The organism is Microbacterium kribbense, from assembly GCF_039537285.1.
In the GTDB taxonomy this organism is placed as follows: domain Bacteria; phylum Actinomycetota; class Actinomycetes; order Actinomycetales; family Microbacteriaceae; genus Microbacterium; species Microbacterium kribbense.
This window is the reverse complement of sequence record NZ_BAABAF010000003.1, coordinates 234,860-248,645: the sequence shown is the minus strand read 5'-3', so window position 1 is coordinate 248,645 and position 13,786 is coordinate 234,860. Positions and strand designations below refer to the sequence as shown.

The 13,786-nt window shown below is 71.0% G+C and carries 13 protein-coding genes and 1 tRNA gene; 12 read left to right on the top strand and 2 right to left on the bottom strand.

What is annotated here, in order from left to right:
* Positions 1 to 28 precede the first annotated feature (28 nt).
* The 9 genes from ABD705_RS05725 to ABD705_RS05685 all read left to right on the top strand — a co-directional run bounded on the left by ABD705_RS05725 (position 29) and on the right by ABD705_RS05685 (position 9,218).
* A complete protein-coding gene (locus tag ABD705_RS05725) occupies positions 29 to 235 on the top strand; it encodes a DUF4244 domain-containing protein (RefSeq protein WP_344781450.1) in 207 nt (68 codons plus the stop codon).
* Complete coding sequence (locus tag ABD705_RS05720) at positions 232 to 570, top strand: TadE family type IV pilus minor pilin (RefSeq protein ID WP_344781448.1); 339 nt, start codon at positions 232 to 234, stop codon at positions 568 to 570. Before ABD705_RS05725 ends, ABD705_RS05720 begins: the two co-directional genes overlap by 4 nt.
* A 139-nt stretch (positions 571 to 709) precedes the next feature.
* The gene (locus ABD705_RS05715; RefSeq protein ID WP_344781446.1) at positions 710 to 1,057 is read left to right on the top strand and encodes an Rv3654c family TadE-like protein; all 348 of its coding nucleotides are present in this window, start codon (positions 710 to 712) and stop codon (positions 1,055 to 1,057) included.
* A 66-nt stretch (positions 1,058 to 1,123) separates the two neighbouring features.
* Positions 1,124 to 3,907 (top strand): type I DNA topoisomerase, encoded by a 2,784-nt coding sequence (topA, locus tag ABD705_RS05710; protein ID WP_344781444.1) that lies wholly within the window; start codon positions 1,124 to 1,126, stop codon positions 3,905 to 3,907.
* Positions 3,904 to 4,524 carry a dTMP kinase gene (tmk, locus tag ABD705_RS05705; RefSeq protein WP_344781442.1) on the top strand — a complete coding sequence of 207 codons (621 nt, stop codon included), beginning with the start codon at positions 3,904 to 3,906 and terminating at the stop codon, positions 4,522 to 4,524. The genes topA and tmk overlap by 4 nt, the downstream gene beginning before the upstream one ends.
* Before the next feature lie 542 nt (positions 4,525 to 5,066).
* A complete protein-coding gene (locus ABD705_RS05700) occupies positions 5,067 to 6,230 on the top strand; it encodes a DNA polymerase III subunit delta' (RefSeq protein WP_344781440.1) in 1,164 nt (387 codons plus the stop codon).
* Positions 6,227 to 7,786, top strand: coding sequence for an alpha/beta hydrolase (locus tag ABD705_RS05695; RefSeq protein WP_344781438.1), 1,560 nt, complete (start codon positions 6,227 to 6,229; stop codon positions 7,784 to 7,786). Before ABD705_RS05700 ends, ABD705_RS05695 begins: the two co-directional genes overlap by 4 nt.
* A 231-nt stretch (positions 7,787 to 8,017) precedes the next feature.
* A tRNA-Thr gene (locus ABD705_RS05690) sits at positions 8,018 to 8,090 on the top strand.
* Positions 8,091 to 8,198: 108 nt separating this feature from the next.
* Positions 8,199 to 9,218 (top strand): M15 family metallopeptidase domain-containing protein, encoded by a 1,020-nt coding sequence (locus ABD705_RS05685; protein ID WP_344781436.1) that lies wholly within the window; start codon positions 8,199 to 8,201, stop codon positions 9,216 to 9,218.
* On the opposite strand, the gene ABD705_RS05680 is transcribed toward ABD705_RS05685, so the two are convergent.
* Positions 9,199 to 10,161: an EamA family transporter gene (locus tag ABD705_RS05680; RefSeq protein WP_344781434.1), complete on the bottom strand. Its 963-nt coding sequence runs from the start codon at positions 10,159 to 10,161 to the stop codon at positions 9,199 to 9,201. The genes ABD705_RS05685 and ABD705_RS05680 overlap by 20 nt on opposite strands.
* An 89-nt stretch (positions 10,162 to 10,250) precedes the next feature.
* Here ABD705_RS05680 and ABD705_RS05675 point away from each other — a divergent pair, with 89 nt between their 5' ends.
* A complete protein-coding gene (locus ABD705_RS05675) occupies positions 10,251 to 12,440 on the top strand; it encodes an MMPL family transporter (protein ID WP_344781432.1) in 2,190 nt (729 codons plus the stop codon).
* Between the two features lie 43 nt (positions 12,441 to 12,483).
* Here the strand turns inward: ABD705_RS05675 and ABD705_RS05670 are convergent, their stop codons facing one another.
* On the bottom strand, positions 12,484 to 12,825 hold the full coding sequence (locus tag ABD705_RS05670) for a hypothetical protein (RefSeq protein WP_344781430.1): 342 nt from the start codon (positions 12,823 to 12,825) through the stop codon (positions 12,484 to 12,486).
* 97 nt (positions 12,826 to 12,922) lie between these two features.
* On the opposite strand from ABD705_RS05670, the gene ABD705_RS05665 reads away from it, so the two are divergent.
* Positions 12,923 to 13,153 carry a PLDc N-terminal domain-containing protein gene (locus ABD705_RS05665; RefSeq protein ID WP_344781428.1) on the top strand — a complete coding sequence of 77 codons (231 nt, stop codon included), beginning with the start codon at positions 12,923 to 12,925 and terminating at the stop codon, positions 13,151 to 13,153.
* Between the two features lie 39 nt (positions 13,154 to 13,192).
* Positions 13,193 to 13,774, top strand: coding sequence for an isochorismatase family protein (locus tag ABD705_RS05660; RefSeq protein ID WP_344781426.1), 582 nt, complete (start codon positions 13,193 to 13,195; stop codon positions 13,772 to 13,774).
* Positions 13,775 to 13,786 lie beyond the last annotated feature (12 nt).

The window sequence follows — 13,786 nt, the reverse complement described above, 5'->3', positions numbered from 1 at the left end:
CCACCCGTCCCTATCTATAAGGAGTCCGATGATGTCTCTTCCCACCCTCACCCGCCGGCGTGCCGCACGTCTGTTCCGCGCCGCCGGCGACGACACCGGTGCGGCCACCGCCGAGTATGCGATCGCGACGATGGCCGCGGTCGCCTTCGCCGGCCTGCTCGTGGTGATCATGCGCTCCGACGAAGTGCGCGGCATCCTCACCGACCTGGTGCGTCGCGCGCTGACCGTGGCATGACCGGGCGCAGGGGCGACCGGGGCTCGGTGACCGCCGAGTTCGCGGTCGCCGTGCCCGCGGTCGTCCTGGTGCTCGTGCTGGGGGCCGCCACGCTCGGCGCGTGCAGTCGTCAGGTGCGACTGCAGGATGCCGCCGCCGACGCCGCCCGGCTCGTCGCGCGCGGTGAATCCACCGCCCGCGCCGGGTCGGTGCTGGCTGGCGCCGTGGCCGGTGCGACGGCGCGGGTGGCTCGCCACGACGACCTGGTCTGTGTGATCGCGTCGGCCCCGGCGGGACTGCCGGTGCCGATTCCGCCGCTGCGGGCGTCATCCTGCGCGCTGGACGGCGGATTGTGACCGTGCGGGCCGGGGCCGTGCGCGCTCGATGGCGGACCGTGCCCGTGCGGAGCGCGCTGACCGTGCGGGCTGTGCGGGCTGTGCGGGCTGTGCGGGCTGTGCGGGCTGTGCGGGCTGTGCGCGCTGTGCGGGGGCGCTGATGGCCGGCACGGTACTGGCCGTCGGCGTCGTGGGCTGTGCGGCCGCGCTGAGCATCGGCCTCGGTGCGGTCGGCATGGCCGCCGTCCAGGCCCAGCGCGCCGCCGGTGCGGCCGACGCCGCGGCACTGGCAGCGGCGGACGCGGCATCCGGCGCAGCCTCGGGAACGCCGTGCGACCGGGCCGGTCAGGTGGCCGCCGCCGGCGGTGCGGCGCTCACCTCGTGCACCGTGGACGGACTGGCCGCGACCGTGTCGGTGACCGTGCCGGTGGGCGCCCTACGGGCCGCCGCCTCCGCGCGTGCGGGCCCGCCCGCGTGGGCGCGGGCGGAAAATAGCCCGGCCGGCTGAGAGCATTCGCGGCGCTGCACCCAGCAAACGGTGTGTATGGTGTGCTTCGGAGAAAGGACCACCCCCTTGGCACATGGCAAGAAGCTCGTCATCGTCGAGTCCCCGACGAAGATGAAGTCGATTCAGGGATACCTGGGCGACGGGTATGAGGTGCTCAGCTCGGTCGGTCACATCCGCGACCTGGCGGATCGCAAGGCGATTCCCGCCGAGCTGAAGAAGACCTCGGTCGGCAAGTACTCGATCGACATCGAGAACGGCTTCGCGCCGTTCTACGTCGAGTCCGACCGCGGCAAGAAGACCGTCGCCGAGCTCAAGCGCGCCCTGAAGACCAGCGACGAACTGCTGCTGGCCACTGATGAAGATCGCGAGGGCGAGGCCATCGCATGGCACCTGCTCGAGGCGCTCAAGCCGAAGGTGCCGGTCAGGCGGATGGTCTTCCACGAGATCACCAAGGACGCCATCCAGGCCGCCGTCGGCAACACCCGCGAGCTCGACCTGGACCTGGTCGACGCGCAGGAGACCCGGCGCATCCTCGACCGGCTGTACGGGTGGGATGTCTCACCCGTGCTGTGGCTGAAGGTGCAGCAGGGGCTGTCGGCCGGCCGGGTGCAGTCCGCCGCGACCCGCCTGGTCGTGGACCGCGAGCGCGAGCGGATGGCGTTCGTGTCGGCGTCGTACTGGGATGTGCAGGCCCACGCCGCCAAGCAGTCCGACGCGTTCGGCATCCAGCTGGTGCGTCTGGCCGGTGCGGCCATCGCCCGAGGCGGCGACTTCGACGACCGCGGCGCACTGAAGAAGGCCGTCGTCATCCTCGACGAGGCCCGGGCCCGGGCACTCGCCGAAGAAGTGGCCGCCGTCGGCGCGGCGACCGTGACCGCGCTGGAGTCCAAGCCCGGCACCCGCCGCCCCTACGCCCCGTTCACGACCTCGACGATGCAGCAGGAGGCCGGCCGCAAGCTCTCGATGAGCGCCAAGCAGGCGATGAGCGTCGCCCAGCGACTGTACGAGAAGGGGTTCATCACCTATATGCGCACCGACTCGGTCGCCCTGTCGACCCAGGCGGTGCAGGCGGCGCGCGAGCAGGCCGTGCAGCTGTATGGGCCGAAGGCGGTGCCGCTGAATCCGCGCGTCTACAAGAGCAAGAGCAAGAACGCGCAGGAGGCGCACGAGGCGATCCGCCCGTCCGGCGAGCACTTCCGCACGCCGTCCTCCGTGTCGGGCTCGCTCGATCGCGACGAGCAGCGGCTGTACGACCTGATCTGGAAGCGCACCGTCGCCAGCCAGATGTCCGACGCCACGTACGAGACCACGACGGTGACCCTCGCGGTGACGCTGTCCGAGGAGGTCGCCGAGTTCACGGCATCCGGCACCGTCTACACCTTCAAGGGATTCCTCGAGGCGTACGAAGAGGGCCGCGACGAGAAGCGCTCCGACGCCGACAAGCAGAACGATCAGGCGCTGCCGCAGCTGGCCGTCGGCGACATCCTCGCGGTGCGGGACGTCGAGCCGAAGGGACACGCCACCACCCCGAAGCCGCGTTACACCGAGGCATCGCTGGTCAAGGCGCTGGAGGAGAAGGGCATCGGCCGCCCGTCGACGTTCGCCAGCATCATCGACACGATCCTCGGCCGCGGTTACGTCACCAAACGCGGTCAGGCGCTCGTGCCCAGCTGGATCGCGTTCAGCGTCGTGCGCCTGCTCGAGCAGCACTTCACCGAACTCGTCGACTACGACTTCACGGCCGGGCTCGAAGACGACCTGGACGCCATCGCCCGCGGCGAGCAGAAGCGGGTGGACTGGCTGAAGGAGTTCTACTTCGGCTCGGAAGGGCACACCGGGCTGCGCAACATCGTCGAGAACGTCGGCGAGATCGACGCGCGCGAGCTGAACTCGACGCGCATCGCCGACAACGTCACGCTGCGCATCGGTCGCTACGGGCCCTATCTCGAGATCGTCGATCCGACGGCAGCGCCGGATGCCACGCCTCGGCGGGTGAACATCCCGGAGGACCTCGCGCCCGACGAGCTGACCGCCGCGAAGGCGCAGGAGCTCATCGATGCCCCGGTCGCCGGCGACCGGGTGCTGGGGGAGAACCCCGAGAACGGCCGGTTGATCGTCGTCAAAGACGGCCGGTACGGGCCGTATGTGCAGGAGGAGCTGCCTGCCGACGAGCCGACGCCGGATGCCGCGGGCGAGACGACCGCCGTCGAAGCGACCGCGGTCACCGCCGAGGATGAGGCCGCCGGCGGCGCGGCAGCGGGGCCGGCGACCAAGAAACCCGCAGCCAAGAAGGCGGCAGCGAAGAAGCCCGCGAAGACCGCGGCGCCCAAGCCCCGCACCGCATCGCTGTTCGCGTCGATGTCGGTGGACACCATCGACATCGACACAGCGCTGCGACTGCTGTCGCTGCCGCGGGTGCTGGGCGCCGACCCCGAGACGGGCGAAGTGATCACCGCGCAGAACGGGCGCTACGGGCCCTACCTGAAGAAGGGCGCCGATTCGCGCTCGCTGGATGCCGAGCAGCAGCTGTTCGACATCACGCTCGAGGAGGCGCTCGAGCGCTACAAGCTGCCCAAGTATGGCGCCAAGCGCGCATCCAGCGCGCTGAAGGAGTTCGAGGCCGACCCCGTCAGCGGCAAGGCGATCAAGCTGCGCGACGGCCGGTTCGGCCCGTATGTCACCGACGGCGAGACCAACGCGACGGTGCCGCGCGGCGAAGACGCGATGGCGGTCGACTTCGCCCGCGCCGTGCAGCTGCTGGCCGACAAGCGCGCGAAGGGTCCGGCCCCCAAGCGCCGGCCGGTCGCGAAGAAGGCGACGACGCGCAAGCCCGCGGCGAAGAAGAAGTGACCGGGCTCTTCGTCACGTTCGAGGGTGGCGACGGCGTCGGCAAGACCACGCAGGCGGCCGCTCTCGAGCAGTGGCTGTCCGGGCAGGGGCGCCGCGTCGTGCGCACCCGGGAGCCCGGCGGCACCGAGGTGGGTCAGCGCATCCGCGACATTGTGCTGCACCATCGCGGGCACATCGACCCGCGTGCCGAGGCCCTGTTGTACGCCGCCGACCGTGCGCACCACATCGCCACCGTGGTGCGGCCGGCGCTGGTGCGCGGCGACGTCGTGATCCAGGATCGCTACCTCGACTCATCGGTTGCCTACCAGGGCGCCGGCCGCGTGCTCGACCCGCAGCAGGTGCGGGATCTGTCGCTGTGGGCCACCGACGGGCTGCTGCCGGATGTCACCGTCCTGCTCGACCTGGACGAGGCATCCGCCCGCCGCCGACTGGATGCCGACGACAAGCCGTACGATCGGCTCGAGGCCGAGCAGGCCGAGTTCCACACCCGGGTGCGCGCCGCATTCCTGGCGCTCGCCGGGGCCGAGCCGGATCGGTTCCTGGTGGTGGACGCGAGCCTGCCGGTCGACCAGATCGCCGCGCGGGTGCGCGACCGCGTGTCCGCCCGGCTCGGCTGACCGCCCCGCTGTCCACTCTTCGGTTCGGCCGTTCGATCGGCTTCCCCACTCCTCGATTCCGCTGCTCAAGCGAGTCCCACTTTGGTGGGTCATCGGCCGAGCACCCACTCGACGAGTGACCGCCTGCAGGTGGTGGTCTCAGTGCGGGTGGGTGGAGGCTGGTGCGCCCGCCGGACGTGTGACCGCCTGCAGGTGGTGGTCTCGGTGCGGGTGGGTGGGTGCTGGTGCGCCCGCCGGACGTGTGACTGCCTGCAGGTGGTGGTCTCAGTGCGGGTGGGTGGGTGCTGGTGCACCCGCCGGACGTGTGACCGCCTGCAGGTGGTGGTCTCAGTGCGGGTGGGTGGGTGCTGGTGCGCCCGCCGGATGAGAGACCGCCTGCAGGTGGTGGTCTCAGTGCGGGTGGGTGGATGCTGGTGCGCCCGCCGGATGAGAGACCGCCCGCAGGTGGTGGTCTACGGTCGGCACCAAGAAGGGGACGTTGAGCACCGCGCAAACCGACGGTGCAGCGAGCAGTGTCGGGTGCGCCGGTTAGGCTGTTCGGCATGGATGCTGCCGCCGTGATCGCCGCTCGGCCAGTGCCGTGGGGCGAGGTCTGGGGGCAGGACGAGGCGGTCCGCACGCTGCAGGCCGCGGCATCCGACCCGACCGCGCTCACGCACGCGTGGCTGATCACCGGCCCACCCGGTTCGGGCCGCTCGACGCTGGCCCGCGCGTTCGCCGCCGCTCTGATCGCCGAGCCCGGCGACGAGCGGGCTGCCCGGCAGGTGTTGGCCGGCACGCATCCCGACTACACGGCGCTGCGCACCGAGGGCGTCATCATCACGATCAAGGATGCGCGGGCGCTCGTGGAGCGGTCGTACTTCGCGCCCTCGCTCGGCCGCTACCGGGTGATCGTGATGGAAGACGCCGACCGGATGGCCGAGCGCACCTCCAACGTGCTGCTGAAGGCTCTGGAGGAGCCGCCCGAGCGCACCGTCTGGGTGCTGTGTGCGCCCAGCGCCGCCGACCTGCTGCCCACGATCCGCTCGCGCGTGCGCACGCTGCGGCTGCATGATCCGGAGGTCGCCGACATCGCCCGGCTGATCGCCGAGCGCACCGGCGTCGACCCCGCCACCGCCGAGCAGTCCGCCCGACATGCGCAGCGGCACATCGGCATGGCGCAGCGGCTGGCCACGGATGCCGCCGCCCGCGCCCGGCGCGACGAGCTGCTGCGCGCCGTGCTCGGCGTGCGCGGCGTCGGCACCGCCGTCGCCGCAGCCGCCGAGATCGTCGCCGGTGCGACCGACGACGCGAAGGCGCTGACCGCCGAACGCGACGAGTCCGAGCGCAGCGGGCTGCTGACCACTTTCGGCATCGCGCCGGGCGCCGCCGTGCCGCCCGCCGTGCGGGCGCAGCTGAAGGCGCTCGAAGACGACCAGAAGCGCCGCGCCACGCGCAGCCTGCGCGACGGCATCGATCGGGTGCTCACCGACCTCCAGTCGATGTATCGGGACGTGCTGATGGTGCAGTACGGGCGCGGCGACGACCTGATCAACAGCGAGCTGGCCGGCCCGCTGCACGCGATCGCCGCCGCCTGGCACCCCGCGCGCACCCTGGTGGTGCTCGATGAGATCGCGAAGACGCGACGTAGTCTCGAACGCAACGTGTCTCCCGTGCTCGCCCTCGAGAGCATGCTGATCACCGTCGCCAGCGGAAGGACCCCGTGAAAGCCCGAAACCGTGTCATCGCCGTCATCGCCGGGCTGGCGGCGGCTGCCACACTGCTGACCGGATGCCTGTTCTCGGTCATCCCCGACGACCAGCACAGCAGCCGGCCGACCTCGGGTGCGACCACCGCGCCGGACAGCGCCGGGGTGGCGGCGGACCTGCTGCCGTTCTACTCGCAGGCCGTCGACTGGAAATCGTGCACGCCGGGCTTCGACTGCGCCACCATTACGGCGCCGCTGGACTGGAACGATCCCGGCTCGGGGACCGTGGATCTGGCGATCATCCGGCACCGTGCGTCCGACGGCAAGCCGCTGGGTTCGCTGCTGGTCAACCCCGGTGGCCCGGGGGCCAGCGGCATCGCGCTGGTGCGCGACTCGCTGCAGTTCGCCGTCGGCGACACGCTCTCCCGCTCGTACGACGTGATCGGGTTCGATCCCCGGGGGGTGGGGGAGTCCACCGCGGTGAAGTGCTTCGATGCGAAGCAGATGGATGCGTATCTGTTCGACATCCCCAAGGCCCCCCGCAACACGCCTGCCTGGCGCGCCGAGGTGCTGGCGTCGGGCAAGACCTTCGCCGACGCCTGCAAGGCGAACAGCCGAGGCATCCTGCCCGATATCACCACTGTGTTCGCGGCACGCGATATGGATCTGACGCGCGCCGTGCTCGGCGACAAGAAGCTGAACTACCTGGGCTACTCGTATGGCACGTTCCTGGGCGCGACCTACGCGAAGCTGTACCCGCAGCGCGTCGGTCGATTCGTGCTCGACGGCGCGATCGACCCTTCGGTGTCGGGGCTGGATGTCGGCGTCACGCAGGCGATCGGGTTCGAGTCGGCGCTGAAGGCCTACATGGTGTCGTGCCTGAAGGCGCGCGGATGCCCGTTCGCCGGCACCGTCGACGACGGCATGGCCGACCTCGGTGCACTGCTGGCGAAGGTCGATCGCACGCCGCTGCGGAGCAGCGACGGGCGACTGCTGGGCGCGGACTCGCTGACGACGGCGATCGTCGCGGCGCTGTACGCGCAGGACAGCTGGCCGGTGCTGACCCAGGCGCTGGCCCAAGTCACGCGGGGCGACGCGGCGACCGCATTCCGGCTCGCCGACTTCTACTACAACCGCGTCAACGGCAGATACCAGGACAACTCGTATGAGGCATTCAACGCTTACAACTGCATGGACTATCCGGATGATGCCACCCCGGCGCAGCTGACCGCCGCCGCGGCCGAGCTGAAGCAGAAGGCCCCGACGATCGCGCCGTACTGGAGCGTGGATGTCAACCTCTGCGACGTGTGGCCGGTCAAGGCCACCGGCGTGCGGGAGCAGATCCACGCGCCCGGCGCGGGCCCTATCCTCGTGATCGGCACGACCAACGACCCGGCGACGCCGTACAGCTGGGCGCAGTCGCTGGCGAAGCAGCTGGACTCCGGCATCCTGATCACCCGGGTGGGCCAGGGTCACACCGGCTTCAACAAGGGCAACGCCTGCGTGGATGGCGTCGTGAACGACTACTTCGTGCGGGGGACCGTGCCTTCCGGCGACATCCGCTGCCCGCAGTAGCCGGCGCCGGCCCGGACGGGTCGCACATCTGCGTCTGGTTCGCGCGCCCATCGGCGCCCGTCTCTTGCGTCCGCGCATGTTCTTTTCGTACGCGGATGCGGGTTTCCATAGCGCGAGCGAGTCGGGCGCCGCTTCGGAGGTGGATGTACCGCGATCTGCGGGCGCCCGGTTTCGTCGGCCCCGGCGTGGCCATGTAAGATCGAACATCGTGCAACGCCTCCGGCGCCGCATGCCACCTTAGCTCAGACGGCAGAGCGATTCACTCGTAATGAATAGGTCAAGGGTTCGATTCCCTTAGGTGGCTCTCCCCCCACTCAGCTTCGTCGGCCCGGCTGCCCGCCGCCCGCTGTGGTATCACCGGTGGCCATCGCGTACTCTCAGCCAGCAAGGCCCACCGTCGATCGGAGCAGCTGTGGTGAACTACCGCTACGAGTTCATCGACCGGCAGCGCGTCGAGCGCAACGTCGCCGCCCGTTTCGTGAAGTGGCGGGCGGACTTCACCGCCGAGACCGGTCTGAGCCTGTCCATCTCGTCGGGGGTGCGCACCGCCAGAGAGCAGCGGAGCGGTTACCTCAGGTATCTGGCCGGGCAGTCCGGCGGGGTGAAGTGGGCCAAGCCGTCCGAGTCATCGCACTGCGAGGTCGGCCCGTCCGGCCCCCGTGCGCTCGACATCCGCGATTCGGGTGCCGACGCCGGTGTCACCGTGAAGGGCTCGACACGGTGGCAGATCGCGGTGCGGCTGGGCGGGAAGCACGGCTTCACGTGGGGCGGATGGGGTGTGCCCGACTATGAGGGCTGGCACTTCGAGAACCACGCGATCACGGTCGGCGTCTATCAGGACATGCCCGCCGCCCCCGCGCCGGTTCCCGGCATCGCCAGGCCGGCGGCGATGCTGGCGTGGCGATGGACCGGCATCCAGCGGATGCTCAAGGGCACCGGACGGTACGCCGGTCGCATCGACAACGACCCCGGCGTGAACACCGTGCGCGGCCTGCAATCGTTCCTGAACGCGGCCGGCTATGCCCGCCGCGCGATCGGCGCGGAGCTGCCGGTCGACGGCGCGCTCGACGCGACCACGTGCAAGGCCGTCCAGCAGTGGCTCACGCAGAAGTGGGGCTATGCCGGCCCGATCGACGCGGCGCCCGGAACCGGCACCAAGGCGGCCTGGGGACGCGCCGAGGCCGCCAACGGCCGCGCCTTCGCAGCGGTCAGCCGGTCGGCCGGGGCGCGGATGCCGCGGCCGCCGGGACTGTTCGACGAGGACGGATCGGCATCGGCGGCATGGGTGCGGCAGCCGAGGCGGTGGCGGCGTCCGCGGCCCAGGCCCGGGCACCTGACCGGCGGTCCGGGCCGCGTCCGCGCCCCGCACGACACCGGTGCCCCGGCCTCAGGCCGCCCGCGGCATCCATCCCTCACGCGACGGCGAGCATGATGCCGGCCGCCAGCGCCAGCACCAGGCCGACCCATTGCACCGCCGCGACCCGCTCCCGCAGGATGATGGCCGCCAGCACGATGGTTCCCGCCGGATACATCGCGGTCAGCGCTGAGACGATCGACAGGTCGCCCAGCCGCAGCGCGCCGAGCATGATGGCATTGGCCGTCGAGTCCACGACGCCGCACGAGATCGCCAGCCACCATGCGCTGACCGGGATGCGCGGCGGGGGCGGCGCCGGGGCGTCCTCGACGGCACGCTCCAGATCGGCGTGGCCGGTGGGGGTCGCCCCCAGTTCGGCGCCCTGCGCGCCCAGCGCCGCCGCCATCGGCAGCCGCTTGCGCGCCGCGCCCACCAGCAGCACCAGGACGACGGCGGCGGTGAGCACGCCGTTGGTCGCGCGGTTCATGATCAGCGGCACGATGCCGCTGGCATGCGAGGTCTGGTTCAGCACGATCATGAACCCGCCGATCGCCAGGCCCGACCCGACGGCCATCAGCAGCCCGCGCGGTGCGGGCCGCACGGCCTTCGCACCGGGGATGAACCCCACCAGCACGACCGCCACCAGCGCGACGCCCAGCCCCGCATAACCGACCGCGCTCAGCTGCTCGCCGTCCACCAGCAGCCCCCACAGCATCGGCGCTATCGCCGAGACGATCGCCGTCAGGGGCGACAGGATGCTCATCGGCCCGATCGCGAGACACGCGTACAAGAGCGCGATCGCGAGGGCGCCGAAGACACCCGATGCCGCACCCCAGAGCACATCGGGCAGGGCCCACGCACCGCCCAGCAGGGGATACAGCACGACCAGCAGCACCAGCCCGGACAGGGCGGCCACGGCGGTCGCCACGATCGAGCGGAGCTTCTTCGCGGCCAGTCCGCCCAGAAAATCGGCAGAGCCGAACACGAACGCACCGAACAGGGCGATCAGAGCTGCGGGCACCAACTCAGCCTATGGTGCGCCACCCGCCTCGCCGCCGGAGGCGATCCGGCCCGGACAAAGCGGCCTTTTCCGGCCGGTAAGTTTGCATCATGGCCATCACGCGGCGCAGCCTGCGCGCACAATCCGCGCAACCCGCCCGCTGGCTGCGGATCGGGATCCCGGTGCTGCTGGTGGTGGTGTGGCTGGTGGGCGGCGCCGTGGGCGGACCCTACTTCGGCCGGGTCAGCGAGGTCTCCACCAACAACCAATCCGCCTATCTGCCTGATTCGGCCGCCTCGACCGCGGTGCAGAACCGCCTGGCCGATTTCGTCGGAAGCGACAGCATCCCGGCCGTGATCGTCATCACCGGCGACGGTGCGCTCACCGATACGCAGCTGACCGATCTGCGCACGCTCTCCAAGAGCCTGACGGACGTGCCCGGGGTCAACGGCACGATCTCACCGCCGATCGTCTCCACGGACGGCAAGGCCGCGCAGATCTTCGTGCCGCTGACCAGCGGCACCCTGATCGATGCCACCACCGCCGTCCGCACGGCTCTGGATGCCGGGCTGCCCGCCGGTACGACCGCGTGGATCGCCGGACCTGCCGGCTTCACGGCCGATCTGGTGGGCGGCTTCCTCGGCATCGACGGGCTGCTGCTGGGGGTGGCCCTGCTGGCGGTGTTCCTGATCCTCGTCGTCGTGTACCGGTCGCCGCTGCTGCCGATCCTGGTGCTGGCGACGGCGTCGTTCGCGCTGTGCGTGGCGCTGCTGACGGTCTGGTGGCTCGCGAAGAACGGCGTCGTCGTGCTCAACGGACAGGTGCAGGGCATCCTGTTCATCCTCGTGATCGGGGCGGCCACCGACTATGCCCTGCTGTACGCCGCCCGATTCCGCGAGGCGATCGGCGAGGGCAGGCGACGGTGGGATGCCACCACCCGCGCGTGGCGTGGCGCGTTCGAGCCGATCCTGGCGTCCGGCGGCACCGTGATCGCGGGGCTGCTCTGTCTGCTGCTCAGCGACCTGGCCACCAATCGCGCCCTGGGGCCGATCGCCTCGATCGGCATCGCGTTCGCCATGCTCGCCGCCCTCACGTTCCTGCCGGCGGTGATGGCGCTGTTCGGCAGATCGGCGTTCTGGCCGTTCATCCCGCGCCATCCGATCGCGATGATCCCCGATGACCTGACGCAGCCGGTGAAGGGCCTGTGGGCGCGGCAGGCACGGTCCATCGCCCGCCGGGCCCGGCCCATCTGGGTCGTGTGCCTGATCGCGCTGCTGGCGGCCGGCAGCGGGATCCTCCAGCTGAACGCGAACGGGGTTCCCGCCAGCGACCTGGTGCTCGGCCACTCCGAGGCCCGTGACGGGCAGGCGGTGCTCGGCGAGCACTTCGACGCCGGCAGCGGCAGCCCGGTGTACGTGCTGGTACCGCAGCAGGATGCCTCGGCGGCCATCGCGGTGCTGGAGCGCACCGACGGCATCGACGCGCTGGCCGCGTCATCCGCTGATTCGGTGACCGGGCAGGCGACGATCACCGTCACCGACGGAAAGCCGGTGTTCTCCGCGCCCGGTCCGCCCGGCTCGCCCGCCCCGACCCCGACGGTCTCGCGCGGCGAGGTGCTGCTGATCGGCACTCTCGCCGACGCGGCGGATTCCCGTGCCGCCGACCAGGTGGTGCGCATGCTGCGCGCCGATCTGGCCACCCACGTCGGCGCCGGCGTCGCGAAGGTCGGCGGCACGACCGCGACCGACGTCGACACCAACGACACGTCGATCCGCGATCGCACCCTGATCATCCCGATCGTGCTGGTGGTGATCCTGCTGATCCTGATGCTGCTGCTGCGCTCGATCCTGGCCCCGGTGCTGCTGGTGCTCAGCGTCGTCGTCTCGTTCGTGGCCGCGCTGGGGGTGGCCGCGCTGGTGTTCAACCACCTCTTCCACTTCGCGGGGGCCGACCCGGCCGTGCCGCTGTACGGATTCGTGTTCCTGGTGGCGCTGGGCGTGGACTACAACATCTTCCTGATGACGCGGGTGCGGGAGGAGTCGCGCCGGCACGGCACCCGCTCCGGGGTGCTGCGCGGCCTGGTGGCCACCGGCGGGGTGATCACGTCGGCGGGGCTGGTGCTGGCGGCCACGTTCGCCGCGCTCGGAGTCATCCCGATCCTGTTCCTGGCCCAGATCGCATTCATCGTCGCGTTCGGCGTGCTGGTGGACACCTTCGTGGTGCGCTCACTGCTGGTGCCCGCGCTCTCCTATGACATCGGGCGGGCGATCTGGTGGCCGTCTCGTCTGTCGCGGCGCTGACCGCCCAGGGCTCAGCCGGGGCTGCATCTGGCGTGCTCGGGGCTCAGCCGGCGGTCCGGCTCGTGCCGCGCACCCCGGTCATCCCCTCGGGGCGCGTGCCGCCGGCCGATCCCAGCACGAAGTCGACCACACCGTCGTCATTGACGCCGGCGTCGAGCATGATCGCGTCGACGGTGTCGGCGACCTCGGGTGCGATGAACACCCGCGCACCCAGGTAGGTGAACACCGTGTCGCCGTCCTCGGGCCCGTCCGCGGGCTCGAGGGCGAGGTCGGTGCCGCGCGACGAGCCGTCGTAGATGCGCACGCCGCCTGCGGCCCGCCCGCCGCCGGTGCGCAGCGCGATCGCCTTGATGATCAGGCTGGCGTCATCGGTGATCGTGAACATCGGGCTCTCCTGGAGATGCGGGCCGGTGCCGCCGCGGGGACGGTCGTGCCAGTCTACGGGCGGCTGCCGGGGCTGGGCCCCGACGTAGAATCGCACCATGGCGGAAAAGCGCAGATGGCGTGAGCTCTCCACAGGAGCCCGCACCGCGATCGTGATGGCCGCGGTCGTGCAGATCGGACTCATCGGCTTGGCCCACGGCGACCTCAGCCGCCGCACTGACGACCAGGTGCGCGGGCCGAAGCGGATGTGGCGACTGATCTCGCTGGTCAACTTCGTCGGGCCGATCACCTACTTCCTGGTCGGACGCGAGCCCGCACCGCGCCGATGAGGCGGCCCGGCCGGCGCCCGATTCGCATAGGCTCGGCACATGGGCACCGCACTGTTCATCATCGACGTTCAGAATGACTTCACCGAGGGCGGGGCGCTGGCGGTGGCCGGCGGACACGACGTCGCGGCCGCCATCACACGGCACCTGGCCGCGCATGCCGGCGACTACGACATCATCGTCGCGTCGCGCGATTGGCACGATGCCGACAGCGACAACGGCGGGCACTTCGCCGCGGGCGAGCCGGACTTCGTGACGACCTGGCCGGTGCACTGCGTGGCCGGCACCGCGGGCGCGTATTACGACCCGGATCTGGACGTGAGCACCGTCACCCATCACGTGAAGAAGGGGCAGGGCAAACCCGCCTACTCGCTGTTCGAAGGGACCACCGACGATGGGCACACCGTCGTGCAGCTGCTCGATGAGCACGGCATCGTCGACGTGGATGTCTGCGGCATCGCCACCGACTACTGCGTGCGCGCCTCCGCCCTGGATGCGATCGCGCACGGCCGGCACGTGCGCGTGTTCACCGACCTGATCGCGGGGGTCGCATCCGAATCCAGCGCAGCCGCGCTCGCCGAGCTGGCGCATGCCGGCGCGCAACTGGTCGAAGCCAGCCGGTAGTGCGGGCGGGGC

What these genes read in the sequence shown, in the direction of transcription:
- ABD705_RS05660 (WP_344781426.1), top strand. Translation starts at nt 13,193, where the DNA reads ATGGGCACCGCACTGTTCATCATCGACGTTCAGAATGACTTCACCGAG.
- ABD705_RS05700 (WP_344781440.1), top strand. Translation starts at nt 5,067, where the DNA reads ATGGATGCTGCCGCCGTGATCGCCGCTCGGCCAGTGCCGTGGGGCGAG.
- ABD705_RS05725 (WP_344781450.1), top strand. Translation starts at nt 29, where the DNA reads ATGATGTCTCTTCCCACCCTCACCCGCCGGCGTGCCGCACGTCTGTTC.
- ABD705_RS05670 (WP_344781430.1), bottom strand. Translation starts at nt 12,825, where the DNA reads ATGTTCACGATCACCGATGACGCCAGCCTGATCATCAAGGCGATCGCG.
- ABD705_RS05665 (WP_344781428.1), top strand. Translation starts at nt 12,923, where the DNA reads ATGGCGGAAAAGCGCAGATGGCGTGAGCTCTCCACAGGAGCCCGCACC.
- ABD705_RS05715 (WP_344781446.1), top strand. Translation starts at nt 710, where the DNA reads ATGGCCGGCACGGTACTGGCCGTCGGCGTCGTGGGCTGTGCGGCCGCG.
- ABD705_RS05675 (WP_344781432.1), top strand. Translation starts at nt 10,251, where the DNA reads ATGGCCATCACGCGGCGCAGCCTGCGCGCACAATCCGCGCAACCCGCC.
- ABD705_RS05720 (WP_344781448.1), top strand. Translation starts at nt 232, where the DNA reads ATGACCGGGCGCAGGGGCGACCGGGGCTCGGTGACCGCCGAGTTCGCG.